This window comes from Nocardiopsis quinghaiensis (assembly GCF_008638365.1).
Taxonomy (GTDB): Bacteria; Actinomycetota; Actinomycetes; order Streptosporangiales; family Streptosporangiaceae; genus Nocardiopsis; species Nocardiopsis quinghaiensis.
On sequence record NZ_VWVU01000031.1, the window covers coordinates 33,533 to 53,219 of the forward strand.

General features: G+C 71.1%; 17 protein-coding genes. 8 read left to right on the forward strand and 9 right to left on the reverse strand.

The genetic code is table 11. The features are described 5' to 3' along the window. Window positions 1-59: 59 nt before the first annotated feature. The 5 genes from FYX01_RS23150 to nucS all read right to left on the reverse strand — a co-directional run bounded on the left by FYX01_RS23150 (window position 60) and on the right by nucS (window position 4,508). Entirely contained in the window at window positions 60-692 is a 633-nt protein-coding gene (locus FYX01_RS23150; protein WP_150244953.1) for a response regulator, read from the reverse strand. After that, window positions 689-2,002: a sensor histidine kinase gene (locus FYX01_RS23155; protein WP_223830609.1), complete on the reverse strand. Its 1,314-nt coding sequence runs from the start codon at window positions 2,000-2,002 to the stop codon at window positions 689-691. Before FYX01_RS23155 ends, FYX01_RS23150 begins: the two co-directional genes overlap by 4 nt. A gap of 5 nt (window positions 2,003-2,007) precedes the next feature. After that, entirely contained in the window at window positions 2,008-2,829 is an 822-nt protein-coding gene (locus FYX01_RS23160) for an ABC transporter permease (RefSeq protein ID WP_150244955.1), read from the reverse strand. Next, complete coding sequence (locus tag FYX01_RS23165) at window positions 2,826-3,707, reverse strand: ABC transporter ATP-binding protein (protein WP_150244958.1); 882 nt, start codon at window positions 3,705-3,707, stop codon at window positions 2,826-2,828. Before FYX01_RS23165 ends, FYX01_RS23160 begins: the two co-directional genes overlap by 4 nt. Before the next feature lie 123 nt (window positions 3,708-3,830). Next, on the reverse strand, window positions 3,831-4,508 hold the full coding sequence (nucS, locus tag FYX01_RS23170; protein WP_150244960.1) for an endonuclease NucS: 678 nt from the start codon (window positions 4,506-4,508) through the stop codon (window positions 3,831-3,833). 212 nt (window positions 4,509-4,720) lie between these two features. Here nucS and FYX01_RS23175 point away from each other — a divergent pair, with 212 nt between their 5' ends. From FYX01_RS23175 to FYX01_RS23190, 4 genes are all read left to right on the forward strand, one after another. Then, complete coding sequence (locus FYX01_RS23175) at window positions 4,721-5,107, forward strand: SCO5389 family protein (RefSeq protein ID WP_150244963.1); 387 nt, start codon at window positions 4,721-4,723, stop codon at window positions 5,105-5,107. Between the two features lie 138 nt (window positions 5,108-5,245). Then, the gene (locus FYX01_RS23180; RefSeq protein WP_150244966.1) at window positions 5,246-6,460 is read left to right on the forward strand and encodes a 3-hydroxyacyl-CoA dehydrogenase; all 1,215 of its coding nucleotides are present in this window, start codon (window positions 5,246-5,248) and stop codon (window positions 6,458-6,460) included. A gap of 109 nt (window positions 6,461-6,569) precedes the next feature. Continuing rightward, complete coding sequence (locus tag FYX01_RS23185; RefSeq protein WP_190394454.1) at window positions 6,570-6,893, forward strand: ATP/GTP-binding protein; 324 nt, start codon at window positions 6,570-6,572, stop codon at window positions 6,891-6,893. Between the two features lie 33 nt (window positions 6,894-6,926). Continuing rightward, window positions 6,927-7,667, forward strand: coding sequence for an alpha/beta hydrolase (locus tag FYX01_RS23190; RefSeq protein WP_150244969.1), 741 nt, complete (start codon window positions 6,927-6,929; stop codon window positions 7,665-7,667). A 100-nt stretch (window positions 7,668-7,767) separates the two neighbouring features. On the opposite strand, the gene FYX01_RS23195 is transcribed toward FYX01_RS23190, so the two are convergent. Beyond that, on the reverse strand, window positions 7,768-9,051 hold the full coding sequence (locus FYX01_RS23195; protein WP_150244972.1) for a DivIVA domain-containing protein: 1,284 nt from the start codon (window positions 9,049-9,051) through the stop codon (window positions 7,768-7,770). Window positions 9,052-9,475: 424 nt separating this feature from the next. Beyond that, a complete protein-coding gene (mce, locus tag FYX01_RS23200) occupies window positions 9,476-9,982 on the reverse strand; it encodes a methylmalonyl-CoA epimerase (protein ID WP_150244975.1) in 507 nt (168 codons plus the stop codon). 86 nt (window positions 9,983-10,068) lie between these two features. Here mce and FYX01_RS23205 point away from each other — a divergent pair, with 86 nt between their 5' ends. After that, complete coding sequence (locus tag FYX01_RS23205; protein ID WP_150244978.1) at window positions 10,069-11,256, forward strand: acetyl-CoA C-acetyltransferase; 1,188 nt, start codon at window positions 10,069-10,071, stop codon at window positions 11,254-11,256. 239 nt (window positions 11,257-11,495) lie between these two features. Beyond that, on the forward strand, window positions 11,496-12,452 hold the full coding sequence (gene meaB, locus FYX01_RS23210) for a methylmalonyl Co-A mutase-associated GTPase MeaB (RefSeq protein WP_150244981.1): 957 nt from the start codon (window positions 11,496-11,498) through the stop codon (window positions 12,450-12,452). A gap of 344 nt (window positions 12,453-12,796) precedes the next feature. Here meaB and FYX01_RS23215 read toward each other — a convergent pair whose 3' ends face one another. Together FYX01_RS23215 and FYX01_RS23220 are read right to left on the reverse strand one after the other, a co-directional pair. After that, window positions 12,797-14,752: a glycoside hydrolase family 18 chitinase gene (locus FYX01_RS23215; protein WP_150244984.1), complete on the reverse strand. Its 1,956-nt coding sequence runs from the start codon at window positions 14,750-14,752 to the stop codon at window positions 12,797-12,799. A gap of 316 nt (window positions 14,753-15,068) precedes the next feature. After that, the gene (locus tag FYX01_RS23220) at window positions 15,069-16,748 is read right to left on the reverse strand and encodes a glycosyl hydrolase family 18 protein (RefSeq protein WP_150244987.1); all 1,680 of its coding nucleotides are present in this window, start codon (window positions 16,746-16,748) and stop codon (window positions 15,069-15,071) included. 611 nt (window positions 16,749-17,359) lie between these two features. Here FYX01_RS23220 and FYX01_RS23225 point away from each other — a divergent pair. Both FYX01_RS23225 and FYX01_RS23230 read left to right on the forward strand, forming a co-directional pair. Then, a complete protein-coding gene (locus FYX01_RS23225) occupies window positions 17,360-17,881 on the forward strand; it encodes a MarR family transcriptional regulator (protein WP_150245071.1) in 522 nt (173 codons plus the stop codon). Window positions 17,882-17,956: 75 nt separating this feature from the next. Then, complete coding sequence (locus tag FYX01_RS23230) at window positions 17,957-19,687, forward strand: coenzyme B12-dependent isobutyryl-CoA mutase large subunit (RefSeq protein ID WP_150244990.1); 1,731 nt, start codon at window positions 17,957-17,959, stop codon at window positions 19,685-19,687.

Below are 19,687 nucleotides of genomic sequence, written 5' to 3' on the forward strand. Positions count from 1 at the left end.
GCTTTTTCACGCGGGTGCGCCTCCGACGGCCGTGCCGGCCCCTGCGCCGGCCCTCCGGGTCAGGCCTCCGGAAGCAGGCCGCGGCGGATCGCCTGGGACACCGCGGCGGTCCGGTCACTCACCCCCAGCTTGTCGTAGACCCGCATCAGGTGGGTCTTCACCGTGGTCGCGCTGATGTGCAGTGCGCGGCCGATCGCCGCGTTGGTGCGCCCCTCCGCGGCCAGGCGCAGGACCTCCGCCTCACGCGGGGACAGGGTGGTGGCGGGCTCGGTGCGCTGGCGCATCCCGGTGACCAGCTTGTCCGCCAGCCGCCTGGTGAGGACGGTCTCGCCGCGCGCGGCGGTGCGCACGGCCTCGGCCAGCTCCGCGCGAGGGGTGTCCTTGAGCAGGTAGCCGGTGGCGCCCGCCTCCACGGCGCGCAGGATGTCGGTGTCGGTGTCGTAGGTCGTGAGTACCAGGACGTGCGCACCGGGGCGTTCGGCGCGGATGCGCTCGGTGGCCTCCACCCCGTCGCCGCCGGGCATACGCAGGTCCATGAGCACCACGTCCGGTTCCAGCGCGGCCACCTGGGCGACCGCCTCGGGACCGGAGGCGGCGCCGCCGACGATGAGCAGGTCCTCCTCGGCGCTGAGCATGCCGCGGATGCCCTCACGGACCACGGGGTGGTCGTCGACCAGCAGGACACGGATCACGGTGCGTACTCCTCGTCGTCCTCGCCCCGGACGCGGTCCGGATCCGGGAGCAGGGGCAGCGACATCCGCACGCGGGTGCCGTGCCCGGGAGAGCTGTCGACCTCCAGGGAACCGCCGACGCCGTCCGCCCGGTGCCGCATGTTCACCAGTCCGTTTCCGCGGCACACCTCGTCGGGACGGAAGCCGACGCCGTCGTCGGTGACGGTCAGCTCCACCGCCCCCGCGGTCGCGCGCCCGGGGTCCGCCGCGTGCGCGTACTCCAGCGCCACCCGCACGTGCCCGGCCCGGGCGTGCCTGCGGGCGTTGGCCAGCGACTCCTGGGCGGTGCGCAGCAGGCAGATCTGGAGGGCGTTGGACAGGACCGCGGGAACGCCGTGCACGGAGGTGTCCACCGGGATGCCGAGCTCGTCCCCCAGGCGCTTCGCGGCCCGCTCCAGGGCGGCCTCGAGGGACCCGTGGTCCAGGTTCACCGGCTGGCGGGCGGCGACCATGGCCCGTGCCTCGGCGAGGTTCTCCGCGGCGGTCTCACGCATCAGGGCGAGGTGGCGCCGGGCCAGCACGGGATCGGTGTCCATCTCCGACTCCACCGCCTGGGTCAGGGCGATGATGCTGGCCAGGCCCTGGGCGAGGGTGTCGTGCATCTCCCGCGCCAGGCGCTCGCGCTCGGCCATGGCCCCCGTCTCCTCCGACAGCCGTGCGGCCTCCACACGGCTCTCCCGGAGCTCCCTGATCAGCTCGGACCGTTCGTAGCTCTGCTCGATGATCCGCCCGAGCCAGCTGCCGAACCACAGCGTGAAACCCACCATCACGCCGTTGATCAGGAGGTTGACGGCGGTGGATTCCCACGTGCTCAGACCGGTCAGCCCGCGCAGCAGCGCCGGAGCCAGCAGGAGCGCGCCCACCGTCGAGATGGCGACCGGGATCCGGGCGGTCATGAAGCACAGCGGGGCCACCCCCACCGTCACGAAGGCCAGGACCGGGTTGGCGGTCAGCGCGGGCAGGCACAGTGCGAGCAGGACACCCATGAGGACCACCGGGCGGATCCGCTCCTCCTGGAGCAGTAACCGCCTGGCGAACAGGTAGTACACGGCCACCACCGCGGCCATGAGTCCCGCGAGCGGCCACCGCAAGAAGGGATCGCTGGTCAGCAGTGCCAAGGCGCCCATGGCCGCCATCACGGAGGTGAAGTACACGTCCCACCACACGCCCAGGTTCCAGGCGTGGTGCTCCTCGGTCGGTGCCCGCGCCCCGACGGGCCCGGGGAGCGGCGCCGTGGCGGGACCGCCGTCCCCGTCCGCCGATGCGGTCACGGTGATCACCCGTCCTTTCGCGTCTTCCAGCGGAACGTCAGTAGTACCAGCGCCAAGCCCAGCACACACCACACGCCGAGCGCGAGGGCCACCGAGGGCAGGTCCCAGGAGCCGCCGGGTTCGAGGGCGGCCATCTCGGCGGGGAAGAACGCGGCGCGCAGACCCTGTGCCATCCACAGCAGCGGGAAGAGCGACGCGGCGTTGAGCACCCACTCGGGCAGGGCGATGACGGGCACGAAGATCCCCGAGACGAATTGCAGGACCAGGAACGGCAGGACCACGATTCCGGACGCGGACCGGGCGTTGCGGGCCAGTGAGCTGACCGCGATGCCCAGCAGGGAGCAGGAGACGGTGCCGAGCGTGAACACCCACGCCAGCGTCACCCAGGCGGTCGGATCCTGGGGCAGTCGCGCGCCGAAGGCGAGACCGCCCACGGCCAGGAGCAGGACCACCTGTCCCAGGGCGAGGAACAGGATCAGCACGGTCTTGCCGACGAAGTAGGCGGTCGGCGGCATGGGGGTGCCGCGCAGGCGGCGCAGGCCGCCGGTGTCGCGTTCGTTGGCGATGGCCAGGCCCAGGGTCTGGAAGCTGACCGACATCAGGCCCATGGCGATCAGGCCGGGAAGGTAGTAGTCCACGGCGGGCATACCCATGTCGAACATGCCGTCGAAGATCGAGGAGAACATGACCAGGATCAGCGCGGGAAGGGAGAAGGTGAAGATCACGCTCTCCCACTCGTTGGCGAACTCGCGGATCTCCAGCCAGCCCCGGGAGAGCCCGACGCGCAGGACACCGGGAAGGGGAGCGTGCTCGGTACGGGTGCTCATACGGAGACGGCCTCCCCCTCGGCACGGGCGTCCCGTTCGTCGTCACCGATCAGGTCCAGGTAGACCTCCTCCAGAGTGGGGCGGTGCACACTCAGACCGGGGACCTCACCGGAGAACAGGGTGGCCAGTTCGCCCACCAGCCGGGTGGGCTCCTCGGTCCTGGTCTCGCGGCGCCGCCCGCCGTCCGTCCAGCTGACGGTGGCCCGGGCCGTGGCCCGCCCGCCCAGGGTGGCGGGGGCGCCCTCGGCGCGGATCCTGCCGCGCGCGATCACGCACACGCGGTCGGCGAGGGCCTCGGCCTCCTCCAGGTAGTGCGTGGTCAGCACGACGGTGGTGCCGTCCTCGGCCAGGTCACCGATCAGCGACCAGAAGTCGCGCCGGGCCCGGGGGTCGAACCCGGTGGTGGGCTCGTCCAGGAACAGCAGTTCGGGCCCGCCGACGATGCCGAGAGCCACGTCCAGCCGGCGCCGCTGTCCGCCGGACAGGGAGGTGACCCGGGCCCCGGCCTTCTCGCCGAGGCCGACCAGCTCGACCGTCGCGTCGGGATCGCGGGGGTCGGGGTAGTAGCCCGCGAAGTGGCGGACCACCGCACGCACGGTCAGTTGCGGGACCAGGGTCTCGCGCTGCCAGACCACGCCGATGCGCGCACGCCACCGGCGCCCGGCCGTGCCGGGGTCCTGGTCCAGGACCCGGGCGGTGCCGCCGTCGCGGCGGCGGAAGCCCGCGAGGATCTCGACGGTGGTGGACTTGCCCGCCCCGTTGGGGCCGAGGAAGGAGAAGACCTCGCCGCGCCGGACGGTCAGGTCGACACCGGCGACAGCCTCGTCGTCGCCGTACTTCTTGCGGAGGCCACGTACCTCGATCGCTGTCTCGCTCATGGCACCGACTCTTCCGGAACGGCGCCGGCCCGGGTATCGGCCGTCGGGGCGCACCCGGGTCCTCCGATCAGAGGACACCGCCCCGCACGGGTACCACCACGCGGTGGGTGCCACCGTGCCGGGTCAGAACAGGCGCAGGACGTCCGGCTCGATACCGCGCAGCTCGTCGTAGTCCAGGACGACGCAGGCGATGCCGCGGTCCTCGGCGAGGACACGGGCCTGCGGCTTGATCTCCTGTGCGGCGAACACGCCGCGCACCGGCGCCAGCTGCGGGTCCCGGTTGAGCAGCTCCAGGTAGCGGGTGAGCTGCTCGACGCCGTCGATGTCCCCGCGCCGCTTGAGCTCCACCGCCACGGTGGCGTTCTCCCCGTCCCGGCACAGGATGTCGACCGGGCCGATCGCCGTCGGGTACTCGCGGCGGACGAGGGTGTAGCCCTCGCCGAGGGTGGTGATGTGCTCGGCCAGAAGCTCCTGGAGGTGGGACTCGACGCCGTCCTTCTGCAGGCCGGGGTCCTTGCCCAGTTCGTGCGAGGTGTCGTGCATGACCTCCTCGACGGTCAGCACCAGCTTCTCACCGGACTTGCCGTGCGTGACCGTCCACACGTCCGGACCGTCCTCGACGGCCTCCTCGCGCACCTTGCACGGAGGGTTCATCCAGTTCAGCGGTTTGAACGCCCGGTCGTCGGCGTGGATGGACACGCTCCCGTCGGCCTTGATCAGGATCAGGCGGGGAGCCATGGGCAGGTGGGCGGTGAGACGGCCGACGTAGTCGACGCTGCACCGAGCGATGACGAGACGCACGAGAGGTCACGTTACCGCCTTCGGACGGCGCGCGGGGCGCGTCCGCGTAACCGCCGCGCACCGCATTGGCAATGACAACCGTATCCACATGCGTGTACCCCGGAGGGAAGGCAGTTGTGTCCTTCACGCCCCGTGACTGGGTGCCGACAGGCCTCTAACGTCGCCAGAGGACAGGCGCGGACGAACCGCTCTGTAACGACGAAGGGACATCCATGTCGCTGACGGTCTCACCGGACCTGCTGGAGAAGGCACAGCGCGGCCCGGTCGACGATGCCGACTTCATCGCCTGCATCAAGGACTCCCTGCCCTACGCCTGGGAGGTGGTCAGCGGTCTGGCCGACGGCGCCCGGAGTGCCGAGTCCGGCTTCGAGGCCAACGAGGTGCCCCCGCCCGGTGAGGGGGAGCGGGGCCAACTGCTGCGCCTGCTCGCCAGCGACGCCATGCGCGACGCGGTGGAGCGGCACTTCGGTCTGCGCCTGGCCTTCCAGAACTGTCACCGTGTGGCGCTGTTCGCACCCGGAGCGGAGGCCGCCCACGCGGAGTTCACCTCCCCGAGGGCCCAGCTGCTGAACCAGTCCCCCGAGCTCGTGGACTGCTGAGAGGAACAGGCTCCGACAAGGAGGAACGGCGGGACCGCCGCGCCGGGGGAGCGGTGCGGCGGCCCCGCCGTCGGCGCCGAATGCCCCACCGGGCATCCCGTGCGCTGTTGGGGGCACGGGGACCCGTACTCTGGGCGTATGGTGCAGGAATTTGACAAGGTCGGTGTCGTCGGACTCGGCGCGATGGGCGCGGGTATCGCTGAGGTGTTCGCACGCGCGGGGTTCAACGTCATCGGGGTCGAGATCGACCAGGCCGCCGTCGACCGCGGCCGCGCCCACGTGGACAAGTCCCTCTCGCGGGCGGTCAGCAAGGGCAAACTCACCGAAGAGGAACGCGCCGGGATCGACGCCCGGCTGACGTTCACCACCTCGCGCGAGGACCTCGCCGACGCGGACTTCGTCGTGGAGGCCGTCCCCGAGCGGCTGGACATCAAGAAGGACGTCTTCAGCGATCTGGACCGGATCTGCCCGCCCGGCACGATCCTGGCCACCAACACGTCGTCGCTGTCGGTCACCGAGATCGCCGCGCTCACCGGCCGTCCGGACAAGGTCGTGGGTCTGCACTTCTTCAACCCGGCTCCGGTCATGAAGCTGGTCGAGGTCATCACCACGGTCTCCACCAGTGACGAGACCGTCGACCTGGTCTCGGAGGTCGCCAAGCGCATCGGCAAGACCCCCGTGGCGGCGGGTGACCGCGCCGGGTTCGTGGCCAACGCCCTGCTGGTGCCCTACCTCAACGACGCCGTCCGCCTCTACGAGCGCAAGATCGCCACCCGGGAGGAGATCGACGCCGCCGTCCAGAAGGCGGCCGGCGTGCCCATGGGTCCCCTGACCCTCGCCGACCTGGTCGGCCTGGACGTCTGCCTGGCCGTCATGGACGTGCTGTGGGAGGAGTACCGCGACCCGCGCTACGCCGCCTCTCCGCTGATGCGCCGCATGGTCGCCGCGGGCCACCTGGGCCGCAAGTCCGGCCGGGGCTTCTACGCGGGCGCCGACGAGGCGCCCGAGCCCCGGCCCGGGAGCCGCTACGCGGAGATGGTCCGCGAGGAGGAGACCCTGGACCTGGGCGAGATGCTCATCGCTCCGCAGATCGACGACGCCATGCGCATGATCGGCGACGGGTACGCCTCCGCCAAGGACGTCGACACCGCCATGAGGTTCGGCTGCGGCTACCCCAAGGGCCCGACCGAGCTCCTGGAGGAGCGCGGCGCCGAATCCGTGGTCACCACCCTGGTCGCGATGAGCGAGTACGGCCTGACCACCATCGCCGTGCCCGCGCCGCTGCTGATGGACCGGCTGCCCGACACCGAGGAGGGCGAGGGACACGGCGGCGGCTGCGCCTGCCACGGTTAGCGGTCCTCGTTCCGGGGGGCTCCGACCGTCGGCGCCCGAACAGCCTTCTTGTGGCCGCCGTCATGTGTGTGGCGGCGGCCACTGCTCCGCTTCTTCTACCCTGGACGGTGTGAGCCCGCGTCGTAACTCCCCCCGCCGCAAGTCCGGCCGGGGCCGTAGCGCCCCCGGTCGTGCCCCCGCCGACGAGGATTCCCTCGTGCTGCGCATCACAGGAGGACAGCGCCGCGAGACGGGCCCTGACGGTGAGTGGGTGACGCGCCGCATCCCGGGTGCCTCGGCCACCAAGGTCTACCGCTGTCCCGGCTGTGCCCAGGAGATCCCCCTGGGCATGGCCCACGTCGTGGCCTGGCGCCCCTACGGCGACGGTGGCGACCGGCGCCACTGGCACTCCTCCTGCTGGGACCGGCGCACCCACCGCGCCCCCCGCTACTGAGCCCACGGCCACCGAACCCGGACACGAGGAGCCATGGAGATTCGAGCCACCACGGTGCTGCCCGCCGTGAGACGACCCATCACCCTGCACACCGCCGACGGCCTGGAACTGGTCGGCGAGCTGGCCCTGCCCGAGGGGCGCGACCCGAAGGCCACCCTGGTGTGCCTGCACCCGCTGCCCACCGCCGAGGGCATGATGGACAGCCACGTCCTGCGCAAGGCCTCGTTCCGGCTGCCCGCACTGGCCGACGTCGCGGTGCTGCGCTTCAACACACGCGGCACCGGTTCGCGGCACGGCACCAGCCAGGGCGAGTTCGGCGGGGGCGAGACCGAGAAGCACGACGTGCTCGCCGCCATCGAGTTCACCGAGTTCGAGGGCCTGCCCGAACCCTGGCTGGTGGGCTGGTCCTTCGGTACCGAGCTGGCCCTCAAATGGGGTGCCGATCCGCAGATCAGGGGTGCCCTGCTGCTGTCGCCGCCGCTGCACCGCGCCGACGAGTCCGACATGGCGGTGTGGGCCGAGTCGGGTAAGCCCGTGATCGCCCTGGTGCCCGAGCACGACGACTACCTGCGCCCCGACGAGGCCAGGGAGCGGTTCAGCCCGCTCACCCAGTGCGAGGTCATCGGAGTGGAGGGCGCCAAGCACCTGTGGGTGGGCGAGCCCTACGTGCGCCGGGTACTGGACGAGATCGTCAAACGGGTCAACCCCGGGGCCTACCCGCTGCCCATCGAGTGGGACGGCCCGTACGAGAGGGACACGCAGACCCTCCGGTGACCGTGCACCGACCCGACACACCGAAGGGCCCGCCCTCCCCCTGAGGGGAAGGGCGGGCCCTCGTGCGTGAGCGTGTGTCAGCCCCCGAGGGGACGGGACACTACTCCTGCCACCAGTCCTCGTCGTCGGTGCCCTTGCCGGAGTGCGCGGGCTGCTTGGTCTCCTCGGCGGCCGGCGCGGGCTCCTGCTGGATCGCGGCCGGGGACGGAGCCGCCGGGGCGGCGGGCGCCGCCGGAGCGGAGCCACCGCCACCGAGCAGCTGGCGCAGCTGCTGGAGGTGCGACTGGATGCTGTCGCGCTGGCGGTTGAGCTCGTCGACCTCCTTCCGAGCGACCGTCATGATCCGGTTCGCCTCGGCCTTGGCGTCGCTGAGCTGGTGCTCGGACTTGGACTTGGCCTCGGCCTCGATCTGGGAGGCGTTCTTCTTGGCGTTGCCGACCAGCTGCTTGGCGTGGTTCTCGGCGTCGCGGCGGGTCTGCTCGGCCTGCTGGCTCGCCTTGGTGGCGCGCAGCTCGGCGCTGGAGGCCCGCTCCTCCGCCTCGTTGACCATCTTCTGCGTGGCGGCCTGGGCGGCGGCGAGGCGCTCGGCGTCCTGACGCTCGGCCTCGGCGCGGCGGTCGGCCAGCTGGAGCTCGAACTGGTCCTCGGCCTCGGTGCGGCGGGCCTCGGACTCGGCGTAGGCGCGCTCGGAGTTCTTGCGCAGCTCCTCGGCCTGGCTCTTGGCGGCCTGGATGGTCTCGTCGCGCTCGCGCTTGGCGGCGGCGCGGGCCTGGGCGCACTCACGCTCGGTGGTGGTGCGCAGCTTGGCGATCTCGCCCTCGAAGGTGGCGCGCTTCTCGGCGATCTCGTGGTCGACCGCGGAGCGCTTCTTCTGGACCTCGCGCTCGGTGGTGGAGGTCAGCTCGTCGGCCTCGCGGCGGGCGGTGGTGGTGATCTCCTCCGCCTCGGTCTCGGCGGTCTGACGGGTCTCGTCGGCCTCGCGCTGGGCGAGGGTACGGGCCTCGGTGGCCTCGGACTCGGCGGCCGCGCGCATCTCGGCGGCCTCGATCTGGGCGGCGGAGCGTATGTCGTTGGCGTCGATCTGCGCGCTCTGGACCAGCTCGTTGGCCTGCTCCTCGGCCAGGCGCAGCAGCTCCTCGATACGCGAGCCCAGGCCGGAGTAGGAGGGGCGCTCGCGCTCCTGGAGCTGGCGGGTCTTGGCGGCCAGTTCGGACTTGAACTTGTCGAGCTGCTTGGTGTTCTGCTTCAGGTCGTTGCGCAGGCTTTCCAGGTGGTCCATCACCTGGTTGCGGTCATAGCCACGCAGCACCACGTCGAATTCGGGTGGGGTGTTGTCTTCGTCGAAGATGTTGTTGAGCTGGGTGTCAATGTTGTTTGACGACATGTGGCGGAGTCCTGAACGGGTGCGAGACGGCTACTTGCAAACGGCCGGGGACGACGAGGAGGGCGGCTGCGTTGTCCCCGGGGGACAGGCGGGTCCGGAACTAGCGAGCCGGGGGGTGTGGGGGCCGGTGCCACGGGCTTCGTGCGCCCTGACCGCCTCCGAGGCCGCCCGCGTGCGCCCTGTCACCTGACACGGCGGTACGGCCGATCCGGCTCGACTACCGGACTGCAAGACATGGACCAGAGCCGGAACGGTGAATCCGGCAGCTAGCCGACTTTATCAAGCGCGGAACCCCTGGGAAGAGGGTTTCGGGTAACTTCCGGTGGCCTCTGTGCCCGACCACGCACATGACGCCCAACCTGTGATGTGTCCGGAACTCTCCCGTGACGTCTCCCCGGCGTCGCCGTGCGGAGGTAACGCCTGCTCAGACGCGGTCCCCGCTACCGGTGCGGCTCTGGACCAGTTCTGTGAGCACGCCTCCGCAGTCCTTGGGGTGCAGGAAGACGATCCTGGACCCGGCGGTCCCGGCACGGGGCCGGGAGTCCAGGACGCGCACGCCGTGTTCTCCGACACCCGTCGCGCTGCCGGCCACGTCGGCGGTCCCGAAGGCGATGTGGTGGACGCCCTCGCCGTTGCGCTCCAGGAACTTCGCCACCGGGGAGTCCTCCCGGACCGGTTCCAGCAGCTGCAGGTACGTGGCGCCGCCGTCGTCGGTGCCGTTGATCCGGAGCATGGCCTCGCGCACGCCCTGCTCCTCGTTCACCTCCTCGTGGGCCACCTCGAACCCGTACGTGGACCGGTAGAACGCGATCGAGGCGTCGAGGTCGCGGCAGGCGATCCCCACGTGGTCGAGCCGGGTCAGCCCCGAGAACGGTACGGGAGAGGGGGGCGGGTCGGTGAACTCGCTGGCCGAGTGCGGTGTGTCACTCATGGGGTGAACCTCCCGGGGGTCGCTGACGGTTGTGTGGGTATCGTTGCAGACCAGGTGCGTCACCCATCACTTGGAGGCCAGTTACGATGCCCGGTTCCGTCATCGTCGGTGGGGCTCGAACCCCCACCGGCAGACTCCTCGGCTCCCTCGCCGGGTTCTCCGCCGTCGACCTCGGCGGCTTCGCGATCAAGGCCGCGCTGGAGCGCGCCGGTATCAGCGGCGAACAGGTCGGATACGTGGTCATGGGACAGGTGCTCCAGGCCGGCGCCGGGCAGATCCCGTCCCGCCAGGCCGCCGTCAAGGCGGGCATCCCCATGAACGTGCCCTCGGTGACGATCAACAAGGTCTGCCTGTCGGGCCTGGACGCCATCGCCCTGGCCGACCAGCTCATCAGCGCGGGCGAGTTCGACGTGGTGGTGGCCGGGGGCATGGAGTCCATGACCAACGCGCCGCACCTGCTGCCCAAGTCCCGCAAGGGCTACAAGTACGGGTCGATCGAGGTCCTGGACGCGACCGAGCACGACGGCCTGACCGACGCCTTCGAGGGCGACTCCATGGGCGCCTCCACCGAGCGCCACAACGGCAAGCTCGGCCTCGGACGCGAGGAGCAGGACGCCTTCGCGGCCCGCTCCCACCAGCGCGCGGCGGCCGCCGCCTCCGCAGGGCGCTTCGACGCCGAGATCGTCCCCGTGGAGATCCCGCAGCGCAAGGGCGACCCGGTCGTCTTCTCCGCGGACGAGGGCGTCCGGCCCGACACCACCACCGAGAGCCTGGCCAAGCTCCGCCCGGCCTTCGACAGCGAGGGCACGATCACCGCCGGCTCCTCCTCCCAGATCTCCGACGGCGCCGCCGCCGTGGTCGTGATGAGCCGCGCCAAGGCCGAGGAGCTGGGCGCCCCGGTCCTCGCCGAGATCGGCGCGCACGGCAACGTCGCCGGTCCGGACAACTCGCTGCACTCCCAGCCCTCCAACGCCATCAACCACGCGCTGACCAAGGCCGGGCGGTCGGTGGAGGACCTGGACCTGGTCGAGATCAACGAGGCCTTCGCGTCGGTGGGCATCCAGTCGACCAGGGACCTGGGCGTCTCGGAGGACATCGTCAACGTCGACGGCGGCGCCATCGCGATCGGCCACCCGATCGGCGCCTCCGGTGCCCGGATCGCCCTGCACCTGGTCCACGAGCTGCGCCGCCGCGGCGGCGGGCTCGGTGCCGCGGCCCTGTGCGGTGGCGGCGGCCAGGGCGACGCCCTGCTGTTCACGGTGCCCGCCGAGTAGCGCGGCACGTCGGTGGTCGCCGGAGCCGGTTCCCGGCGGACGGCGGCCGCCTCCCCACGGCCTGGACCACGGGCACCGGGAGATCCCCGACCGCCCGCGTGGCGCGTCCGTGCGGGAAAGCCCGATCCGAAGAGACCGTGTACCCGGGAGAGCCCCGGGACACACGACGCACCTGACAGCCGCGGGGCGGGGGCCACGAGCCCTCGCCCCGTCCTGCTCCGCTGACACCGAGGAGTCCCATGCACGCCCCCCGACTGGTCGAACGGGTTCGCGGGGGTGACCGTCGGGCGCTGGCCCGCGCGATCACCCTGGTCGAGAACGGGTCCGAGGAACTGCGCGAGATCATGGCGGGCCTGGCCCCGCACACCGGCCGCGCCCGGGTGGTGGGCTTCACCGGATCCCCGGGGGTGGGCAAGTCCACCACCACCAACGCCGTCGTGCGCGCGGCCAGGGCGAAGGGGCTGACCGTGGCCGTGCTGGCCGTGGACCCCTCGTCGCCGTTCACCGGAGGTGCCCTGCTGGGCGACCGTGTGCGGATGCAGGAGCACGCCACCGACCCGGGGGTGTTCATCCGCTCCATGGCCAACCGGGGTCATCTGGGCGGGCTGTCCTGGGCCACGCCGCACGCGCTGCGGGTGCTGGACGCGGCCGGGTTCGACGTGATCCTGGTGGAGACCGTGGGCGTGGGCCAGGCCGAGGTGGAGATCGCCGGGCAGGCCGACACGACCGTGGTGCTCTGCGCCCCGGGCATGGGCGACTCGGTGCAGGCCGCCAAGGCGGGCGTGCTGGAGGTCGCCGACGTCTTCGCGGTCAACAAGGCCGACCGGGACGGAGCCAGGTCCACCCTGCGCGAGCTGCGCCAGATGATCGCCATGAAGGACCGCACCGACCACGAGTGGAAGCCGCCGATCGTCATGACCGTCGCCTCCAGGGACGAGGGCGTCGACGAACTGTGGGAGCGGATGGACGAGCACTTCGCCCACCTGGAGGCCAGTGGCGACCTGGCCGCGCGCCGCAGGGCCCGTGCCGGGCACGAGGTACAGGCGATCGTGCTGGACCTGCTGCGCTCGCGGATGGGCGAGGTGGGCGACGACACCGGTCTGGACACCCTGGCCGGGGAGGTCGCGGAAGGGCGACAGGATCCCTACTCGGCCGCGGAGGCGCTGGTCAAGGAGCTGGGCGCCGACCTGCGCTAGACCTGGTGCGGTGATCGCCGGGGCCGACCGGGTTCGCCCGGTGCCCCGGTCTGGCTCCCAACGGCGGTGATCTTGCTCTCAGCGGCACTCTCGACCGCCGGCAGCGCCGCTGGGAGCAGGATGATCCGGCGCGGACCCCCGGACACCGCGCCAGGGTTTGAGGACCTCGCGCAGTACGGCGGCGAAGCCCTCGGGGTCGTCGGCGAAGCCGCCGTGCCCGCCGAGAGAGAGGTGGCCGGCGCGGACCGTCGCACATCGGTCCGCACCGGCCGGGCGGCGGTGCTCCCCGGAGCGGAGCACCGACGCCGTTCGGGCCCGGTCCGGGGTCGCCGGACCGGGGGTACTCAGCCGTCCAGCGCCGTGTCGATGGCCGTCATGAGGCTGCCGTCGGCGTCGTCGCCGTCGACGGACCAGATCATGACTCCGCCGAGGCCCTGGGACTGCGCCCAGTCGGTCTTCTGGGTCATGGAGATCTCGTCGTCGTAGGTCCAGAAGGTGGAACCGTCGTAGAGCCAGGCGGTGCCCAGCGCGTCGTCGCGGTGGAGCTCGTAGCCCTGCAGGTCCTTCAGGACCTTCCAGTCGTCGATCCCGGCCTCGTAGCCGCCGGGGGCGGGACCGGTGGCACTCTGGAAGAGGCCGTCTCCGTTCGGTCCGGGCTCCACCCCGGTCCAGCCGCGCCCGTAGAACGGCACGCCCAGGACCATGTCGGCCGGGTCGACACCGCGGTCGAGGTAGGCCTGGACCGTGGTCTCGGTGGAGTAGACGTCGGGGCCGGGGTCGGCGGGGTGCTCGACCAGGTTGGACTGGTGGTTGGCGGTGCTCTCCCAGCCACCGTGGTAGTCGTAGCCCTGCACCGTGATGAAGTCGAAGTCGCTCATGAGCGACGGCATCTCGAAGCCGAGCTCGATCTTCTCCGGGTCGGCGGGCAGGAAGGCGGTCAGCTCGTACTCACGGCTGGTCTCGCCCTCCAGGGCGTCCAGCTGGTCGCGGAACTCCGAGACGAGGGCGGTGAAGTTCTCCTTGTCCTCGGGGCGGACGGTGTTGTGCTCGTGGCCCGCCGATCCGGGCCACTCCCAGTCCAGGTCGATGCCGTCGAAGACGCCTGAGGCGGACCCGGCGCCACCGGCGCCGTCGAAGAGGGGCAGGTTGCCGCGCAGGTACTGGTCGACGCAGGAGGAGACCATGCGCTCGCGGGACTCGGCGGTCAGGGCGGCGTCGGAGAAGTGCTCGGACCAGGTCCAGCCGCCGAGGGAGATGTTGACCTTCAGGTGGGGGTACATCTCCTTGAGCTCGCGCAGCTGGTTGAAGTTGCCGCGCAGGTCCTGGTCCCAGGTGTCGGCGACCCCGTCCACGCTGTCGGCGGCGCCGAAGGAGCGGCCGTAGTCGGCCCAGGCGTCGCCCTGGCCGGGCTGGTTGGCCATGAAGCACTCACCGTTGGCGTTGATGTTGCCGAAGGCGTAGTTGATGTGGGTGAGCTTCTCGGCGGTACCGGAGGTCACCAGGTCGTTCACGAGGTAGCCGCGGTCGTAGACGCCCCACTGGGTGAAGTAGGCGACCCGGCGGTCCTCGGGCGGGTCGGTGGGCCCGCCGCCTTCCGCGCCGGTGGTGGCGGTGACGGGGGCACTCTCCGGGCCGCGGTTGTTGGAGGTGTCGTAGGCCCGCACGGTGAACGTGTACCCGGTCTCCGGCGTCAGGCCGGTGACCGTGGCGGTGGTGCCGCTGACGGCGCGGACGACCTCGTCGCCGGAGAGGACCTCATAGCCAGCGATCCCGACGTCGTCGCTCGCGGCCGTCCAGTCCAGGGAGGCGGTGGTGGCGGTGGTGCCGGTGACGGTCAGCCCGCTCGGCGCTGTGGGCGGCTCGGTGTCCTCTTCCTCCCCGCCCGGTTCGCCGGAGCAGGGGTTGCCGTTGATCGCGCAGTCCACCGGCGCGGTGTCGCCGCCGCCGTGGGTGCCGTTGAACCCGATGGAGTAGCTGCCGCCCGCGGGAACCGCGGTACCCCACGAGGGCGGGGCGATGGTGTACGCGGCGCCGGACTGGCTGAGGGTGGCGTTCCACAGGCTGGTGATCGCCGCGTTCGGGGGGAGCTGGACCTCGACGGTCCAGTCCGAGAGCGGCGCGTCCGAGCCGTTGTCGATGGTGAACTGTCCGCCGTAGCCGGTCTCCCAGCGGCTGGTCTCCACGTAGGTGACGGTGACGCCGGTGGTGTCGGCGGCGGCGGGGACAGGGGACAGGGCGATGGGTAGGGCGACGACCGCGGCCGCCAGGGCCGCGATCCGGTTTCTGAGTCGTGCTCTCACTGTTGCTCCTGGTGCGTGAGCGGGTGTGGGGGTCGCCTTCCGCCGCGGCGGGGCGGCGGAGCGGCTGCGGGGTGTGCGCCCGAGGAGTTCGGTGTCCTGAGCTGACCGGTACCGGTTCTCGGTGGCGCGCGTGGGGGGTGCCGTGCACGTGGGGGAAACATGGCGTCGTGTCCCAAGGGGTGGGGGAGGGGCCGGGATCTGGGTGGCCGGCGCGAACCGTCGCACATCGGTCCGCGCCGGCCCTGGCGTCGGTGCTCCCCGGATCGGAGCACCGACGCCGCTCGGGCCCGGTCCGGGGTCGCCGGACCGGGGGTACTCAGTCGCTCAGCGCCGTGTCGATGGCCGCCATGAGGCTGCCGTCGGCGTCGTCGCCGTCGATGGACCAGACCATGACTCCGCCGAGGCCCTGGTCCTGGGCCCAGTCGGTCTTCCGGGTCATGGCGGTCGGGTCGTCGTAGTTCCAGAGGGTCTCGCCGTCGTAGATCCAGGCGGTACCGGCCCCGTCGTTGCGGAAGACCTCGAACCCGCCGGAGGCGGCCTTCTCCTCCAGGACCTTCCAGTCCTCGGTGCCCGCCGCGTACGTCCCCTGCGCGGGTCCCGTCGCGGACTGGAAGAGGCCGTCGCCCTCGGGCCCGGGCTCCACGCCGGTCCACCCCTGTCCGTAGAAGGGGACGCCCAGGACGAGCTTGCCGGGGTCCACGCCCCGGTCCAGGTAGGCCTGGACGACGAGCTCGGTGGAGATCACCGGCTGGGGGTCGCGGGCGTCGACGACCAGGTTGGACTGGTGGTTGGTCGTGCTCTCCCACGTGCCGTGGTAGTCGTAGCCCTGCACCGTGACGAAGTCGAAGTCGTGCATGAGCTCGTCCAGCTCGTATCCGGCGTCCAGGCGCCAGCCGCCGGCGGGCATGAACGCGGTCAGCTCGTAGTGGCGGTCGGTCTCCTCGCCGAGCTCGTCCAGCTGGTCGCGGAACTCCCGCACCAGGGCGGTGTAGTTCTCCTTGTCCTCGGGGCGGACCGTGTTGTGCGGGTTGCCGCCGGACCCGGGCCACTCCCAGTCCAGGTCGATGCCGTCGAAGACGCCGTAGGCGGCGCCCTCACCGCCCGCTCCGTTGGTCTCGGGCAGGTCGCCGCGCAGGTACAGGTCGACGCAGGAGGAGACCATGCGCTCGCGGGACTCCTCCGTCAGAGCCGCGTCGGAGAAGTGCTCGGACCAGTTCCAGCCGCCCAGGGAGACGTTGACGAGCAGGTCGGGGTACATCTCCTTGAGCTCGCGCAGCTGGTTGAAGTTGCCGCGCAGGTCCTGGCCGGGGTCGTCGGCGACGCCGTCCACGCTCTCCTCGGCGGGGACGGCGTGCCCGTAGTCGGCGAGGGCGTCGCCCTGGCCGGGCTCGTCGCTCATGAAGCACTCGCCGTCGGCGCTGACGTTGCCGAAGGCGTACTGGAGGTGGGTGAGCTTCTCCGCGCTGCCGCTGTCCACCAGGTCCCGGACGTGGTAGTCGCGTTCCTTGGCGCTCCACTGGGTGTAGTAGGCGACGCTGCGGCTGTCGTGGGCGGGCCCCCCGGCGCAGGAGGAGCCGTTGACCAGGCAGCCCACCGGTTCGGTGGCGCCTCCGGAGTGCAGGCCGTTGAAGCCGAAGGAGTAGCTGCCGCCGGCGGGAACGCTGGCGCCCCAGTGCGGCGGGGTGATCGTGTAGCCGTCGGGGGCGCCCGCGAGCGTGGCGTTCCACAGGTGGTGGATACGGCTGCCGTCGGGGAGCGCGAACTCGACGGTCCAGTCGCTGACGGCCGTGTCCGAGGCGTTGTGGACGGTGATCTCACCGGTGTGGCCGGTGCTCCACCGGGCCGGCTCCGTGTAGGTGGCCGTGAGGTCGGAGGCGGTGGCTTCCCGGGCTCCGGCCTCCTCGGCGGCGGCCGGCGACGCGGCCGCCGCGAGCGGGGCGAGCAGCACGGCGGCCGCGGCGGCCGCGAGGCGGGTTCTGAAACGCGGTGCTCTCACGTGGGGGTATCTCCTGGTGAGTGAGCGGGGATCGGGGGATGTGTCGGCAGCCGCACCGTGAGCGGGTGGGACGGTCTGCGTTCGGGCGGCTGCGGAAAGCGGTGGTTCGCGGCCTGGGTCGGCGCCCTCCTACGGAGGTGTTTCACGGTCCAAGTGAGGCCAGGTGATCACTCCTGTGCCTCTGACGTGGGAGGATAAATTTTTAGGAAACTTAACTAATAATTCCGGGTGCCGTCAACGTCCATGTCGTGACTTTCCGGCGGTTTCCCCGCGTCGGATCCGAATCTTCCGAGATGGCGGGGTGGACCGGATTCCGAAAACGTCATCTGTCCCCTTGTGGCCATGGAAAATCCTTGATTTATTTCCATGTGTCTGTTATCGCATCCGGTGTCGGGTGGCGCACGTGTGCCCGTCGTCCCGCCCCGGGCGGACGCCCTTGCCACGCCGGTGCGGCGCCCATGCCGCGCCTGTCCGGAATGCCGGATCCGCTGCCTCCGCGGGCACCGGAGGCGGCGCGGCCGCGCCGGGCCGTCCGGGGGAGGGCCCGGCCCTCCACGGTTCCGGCGAGTGCTGTGCCCACCCCTGGCTAGAGTGGCGACGTGGGTAATCCGTTGAATCTTCCGTTCGACCCGATCGAGCGCGCGCACGAGAACTGGACGCGCAGATGGGGAGCCTCGCCCGCCATGGCCGCGGTCACCTCGGTCATGCGCGCGCAGCAGATCCTGATAGGGGAGCTGGACGGAGCCCTCAAGCCGTTCGGCCTGACCTTCGCCCGATACGAGGCGCTCGTCCTGCTCACCTTCAGCAGCTCCGGCTCCCTTCCCCTGGGCAAGATCGGTGAGCGCCTCATGGTGCACCCGACCAGCGTCACCAACACCATCGACCGGTTGGAGGGGCAGGGCTTCGTGTACCGCCTCCCCAACCCCAGCGACGGCCGCGGCGTGCTGGCCGAGATCACCGACTCCGGGCGCAGGGTCACCGAGGAGGCGACTCGGGCGCTGCTGTCCATGGACTTCGGCCTGTCCTGCTACTCCGACGAGGAGCTGTGGCGCATGCACGAGATGTTCACCAGGCTCAGGGTGGACTTCGGGGACTTCCCCGCACCCGTCTCGGAAGCCGCCGAGGGCCGCTGACCCGCCCGTCGCGTCCCCGGGGCGCCACGGGTTCCCTCGCTGTACATCATTACTTGGACGTCCTACTATCTCGGTATGGCGAACACCACGAACGACCCCACCAACGGCGGCGGGGCCGGGGAGATCGAGGCCGGGCGAGAGCGCTGGCAGCGCCGCTACGACTCCGCGCGCACACGCGACGCCGACTTCACGACCCTGTCCGGACGCACCCTGGAGCCCGTCTACGGGCCCCGGACCGGTGCCGAGGTCCCCGGTTTCGAGCGCATCGGCTGGCCGGGGGAGTACCCCTACACGCGCGGTCTGTACGCCACCGGTTACCGGGGGCGGGCGTGGACCATCCGCCAGTTCGCCGGGTTCGGTAACGCTCGTCAGACCAACGAGCGCTACAAGATGATCCTGGCCTCGGGCGGGGGCGGGCTCTCGGTCGCCTTCGACATGCCCACCCTCATGGGCTACGACTCCGACTCGCCCCACGCGCTGGGCGAGGTGGGACACTGCGGCGTGGCGATCGACTCCGTGGCCGACATGGACCTGCTCTTCGACGGGATCCCGCTCGGCGAGACCACCACATCCATGACCATCAGCGGCCCGGCCGTCCCGGCCTTCTGCATGTACCTGGTGGCGGCCGAGCGTCAGGGGGTGGACACCAGCACCCTCAACGGCACGCTCCAGACCGACATCTTCAAGGAGTACATCGCCCAGAAGGAGTGGCTGTACCCGCCCGAGCCGCAGCTGCGGCTGATCGGCGACCTCATGGAGTACTGCGCGGAGAACATCCCCGCGTACAAGCCGCTGTCGGTGTCCGGGTACCACATCCGCGAGGCCGGTGCCACGGCCGCCCAGGAACTCGCCTTCACCCTCGCCGACGGTTTCGGCTACGTCGAGCTGGGCCTGTCCCGGGGGCTGGACGTCGACAGGTTCGCTCCCGGCCTGTCCTTCTTCTTCGACGCGCACATCGACTTCTTCGAGGAGATCGCCAAGTTCCGCGCCGCACGGCGCATCTGGGCGCGCTGGCTGAGGGACGTCTACGGTGCCAGGACCGAGAGGGCCCAGTGGCTGCGGTTCCACACCCAGACCGCCGGGGTGTCCCTGACCGCGCAGCAGCCCTACAACAACGTGGTGCGCACCGCCGTGGAGGCCCTCTCGGCCGTCCTCGGCGGCACGAACTCGCTGCACACCAACGCTCTGGACGAGACCCTGGCCCTGCCCACCGAGCAGTCCGCCGAGATCGCCCTGCGCACCCAGCAGGTCCTCATGGAGGAGACCGGGGTGGTCAACGTGGCCGACCCGCTCGGCGGCTCCTGGTACCTGGAATCGCTCACCGACGAGCTGGAGGCCGACGCGGAGCGGATCTTCGCCCAGATCATGCGCATGGGCGGGGGAGAGGAGGCCGAGCACAAGATCGGCTCCATGACCTCCGGCATCCTCGCCGGGATCGAGAACGGCTACTTCAGCTCCGAGATCGCCGAGTCCGCCTTCCAGTACCAGCAGGCACTGGAGAAGGGCGAGAAGCGGATCGTGGGCGTCAACTGCCACACCAACACCGTCTCCGGCGAGCTGGACATCCTCAAGATCAGCCACGAGGTCGAGCACGAGCAGAAGCGGGTGCTCGGCGAGCGCCGCACCCGGCGCGACGGCGCCGTCGTGGACCGTGCCCTGGCCGCACTGGTGGAGGGCGTGCGCGCGAGCGACCGCAACCTGATCCCGCTGATCATGGACGCGGCCCGCGCCGAGGCCACGCTCGGCGAGATCTGCGCGGCCATGGGAGAGGAGTTCGGGACCTACACCGAGGAGCCGAGGTTCTGA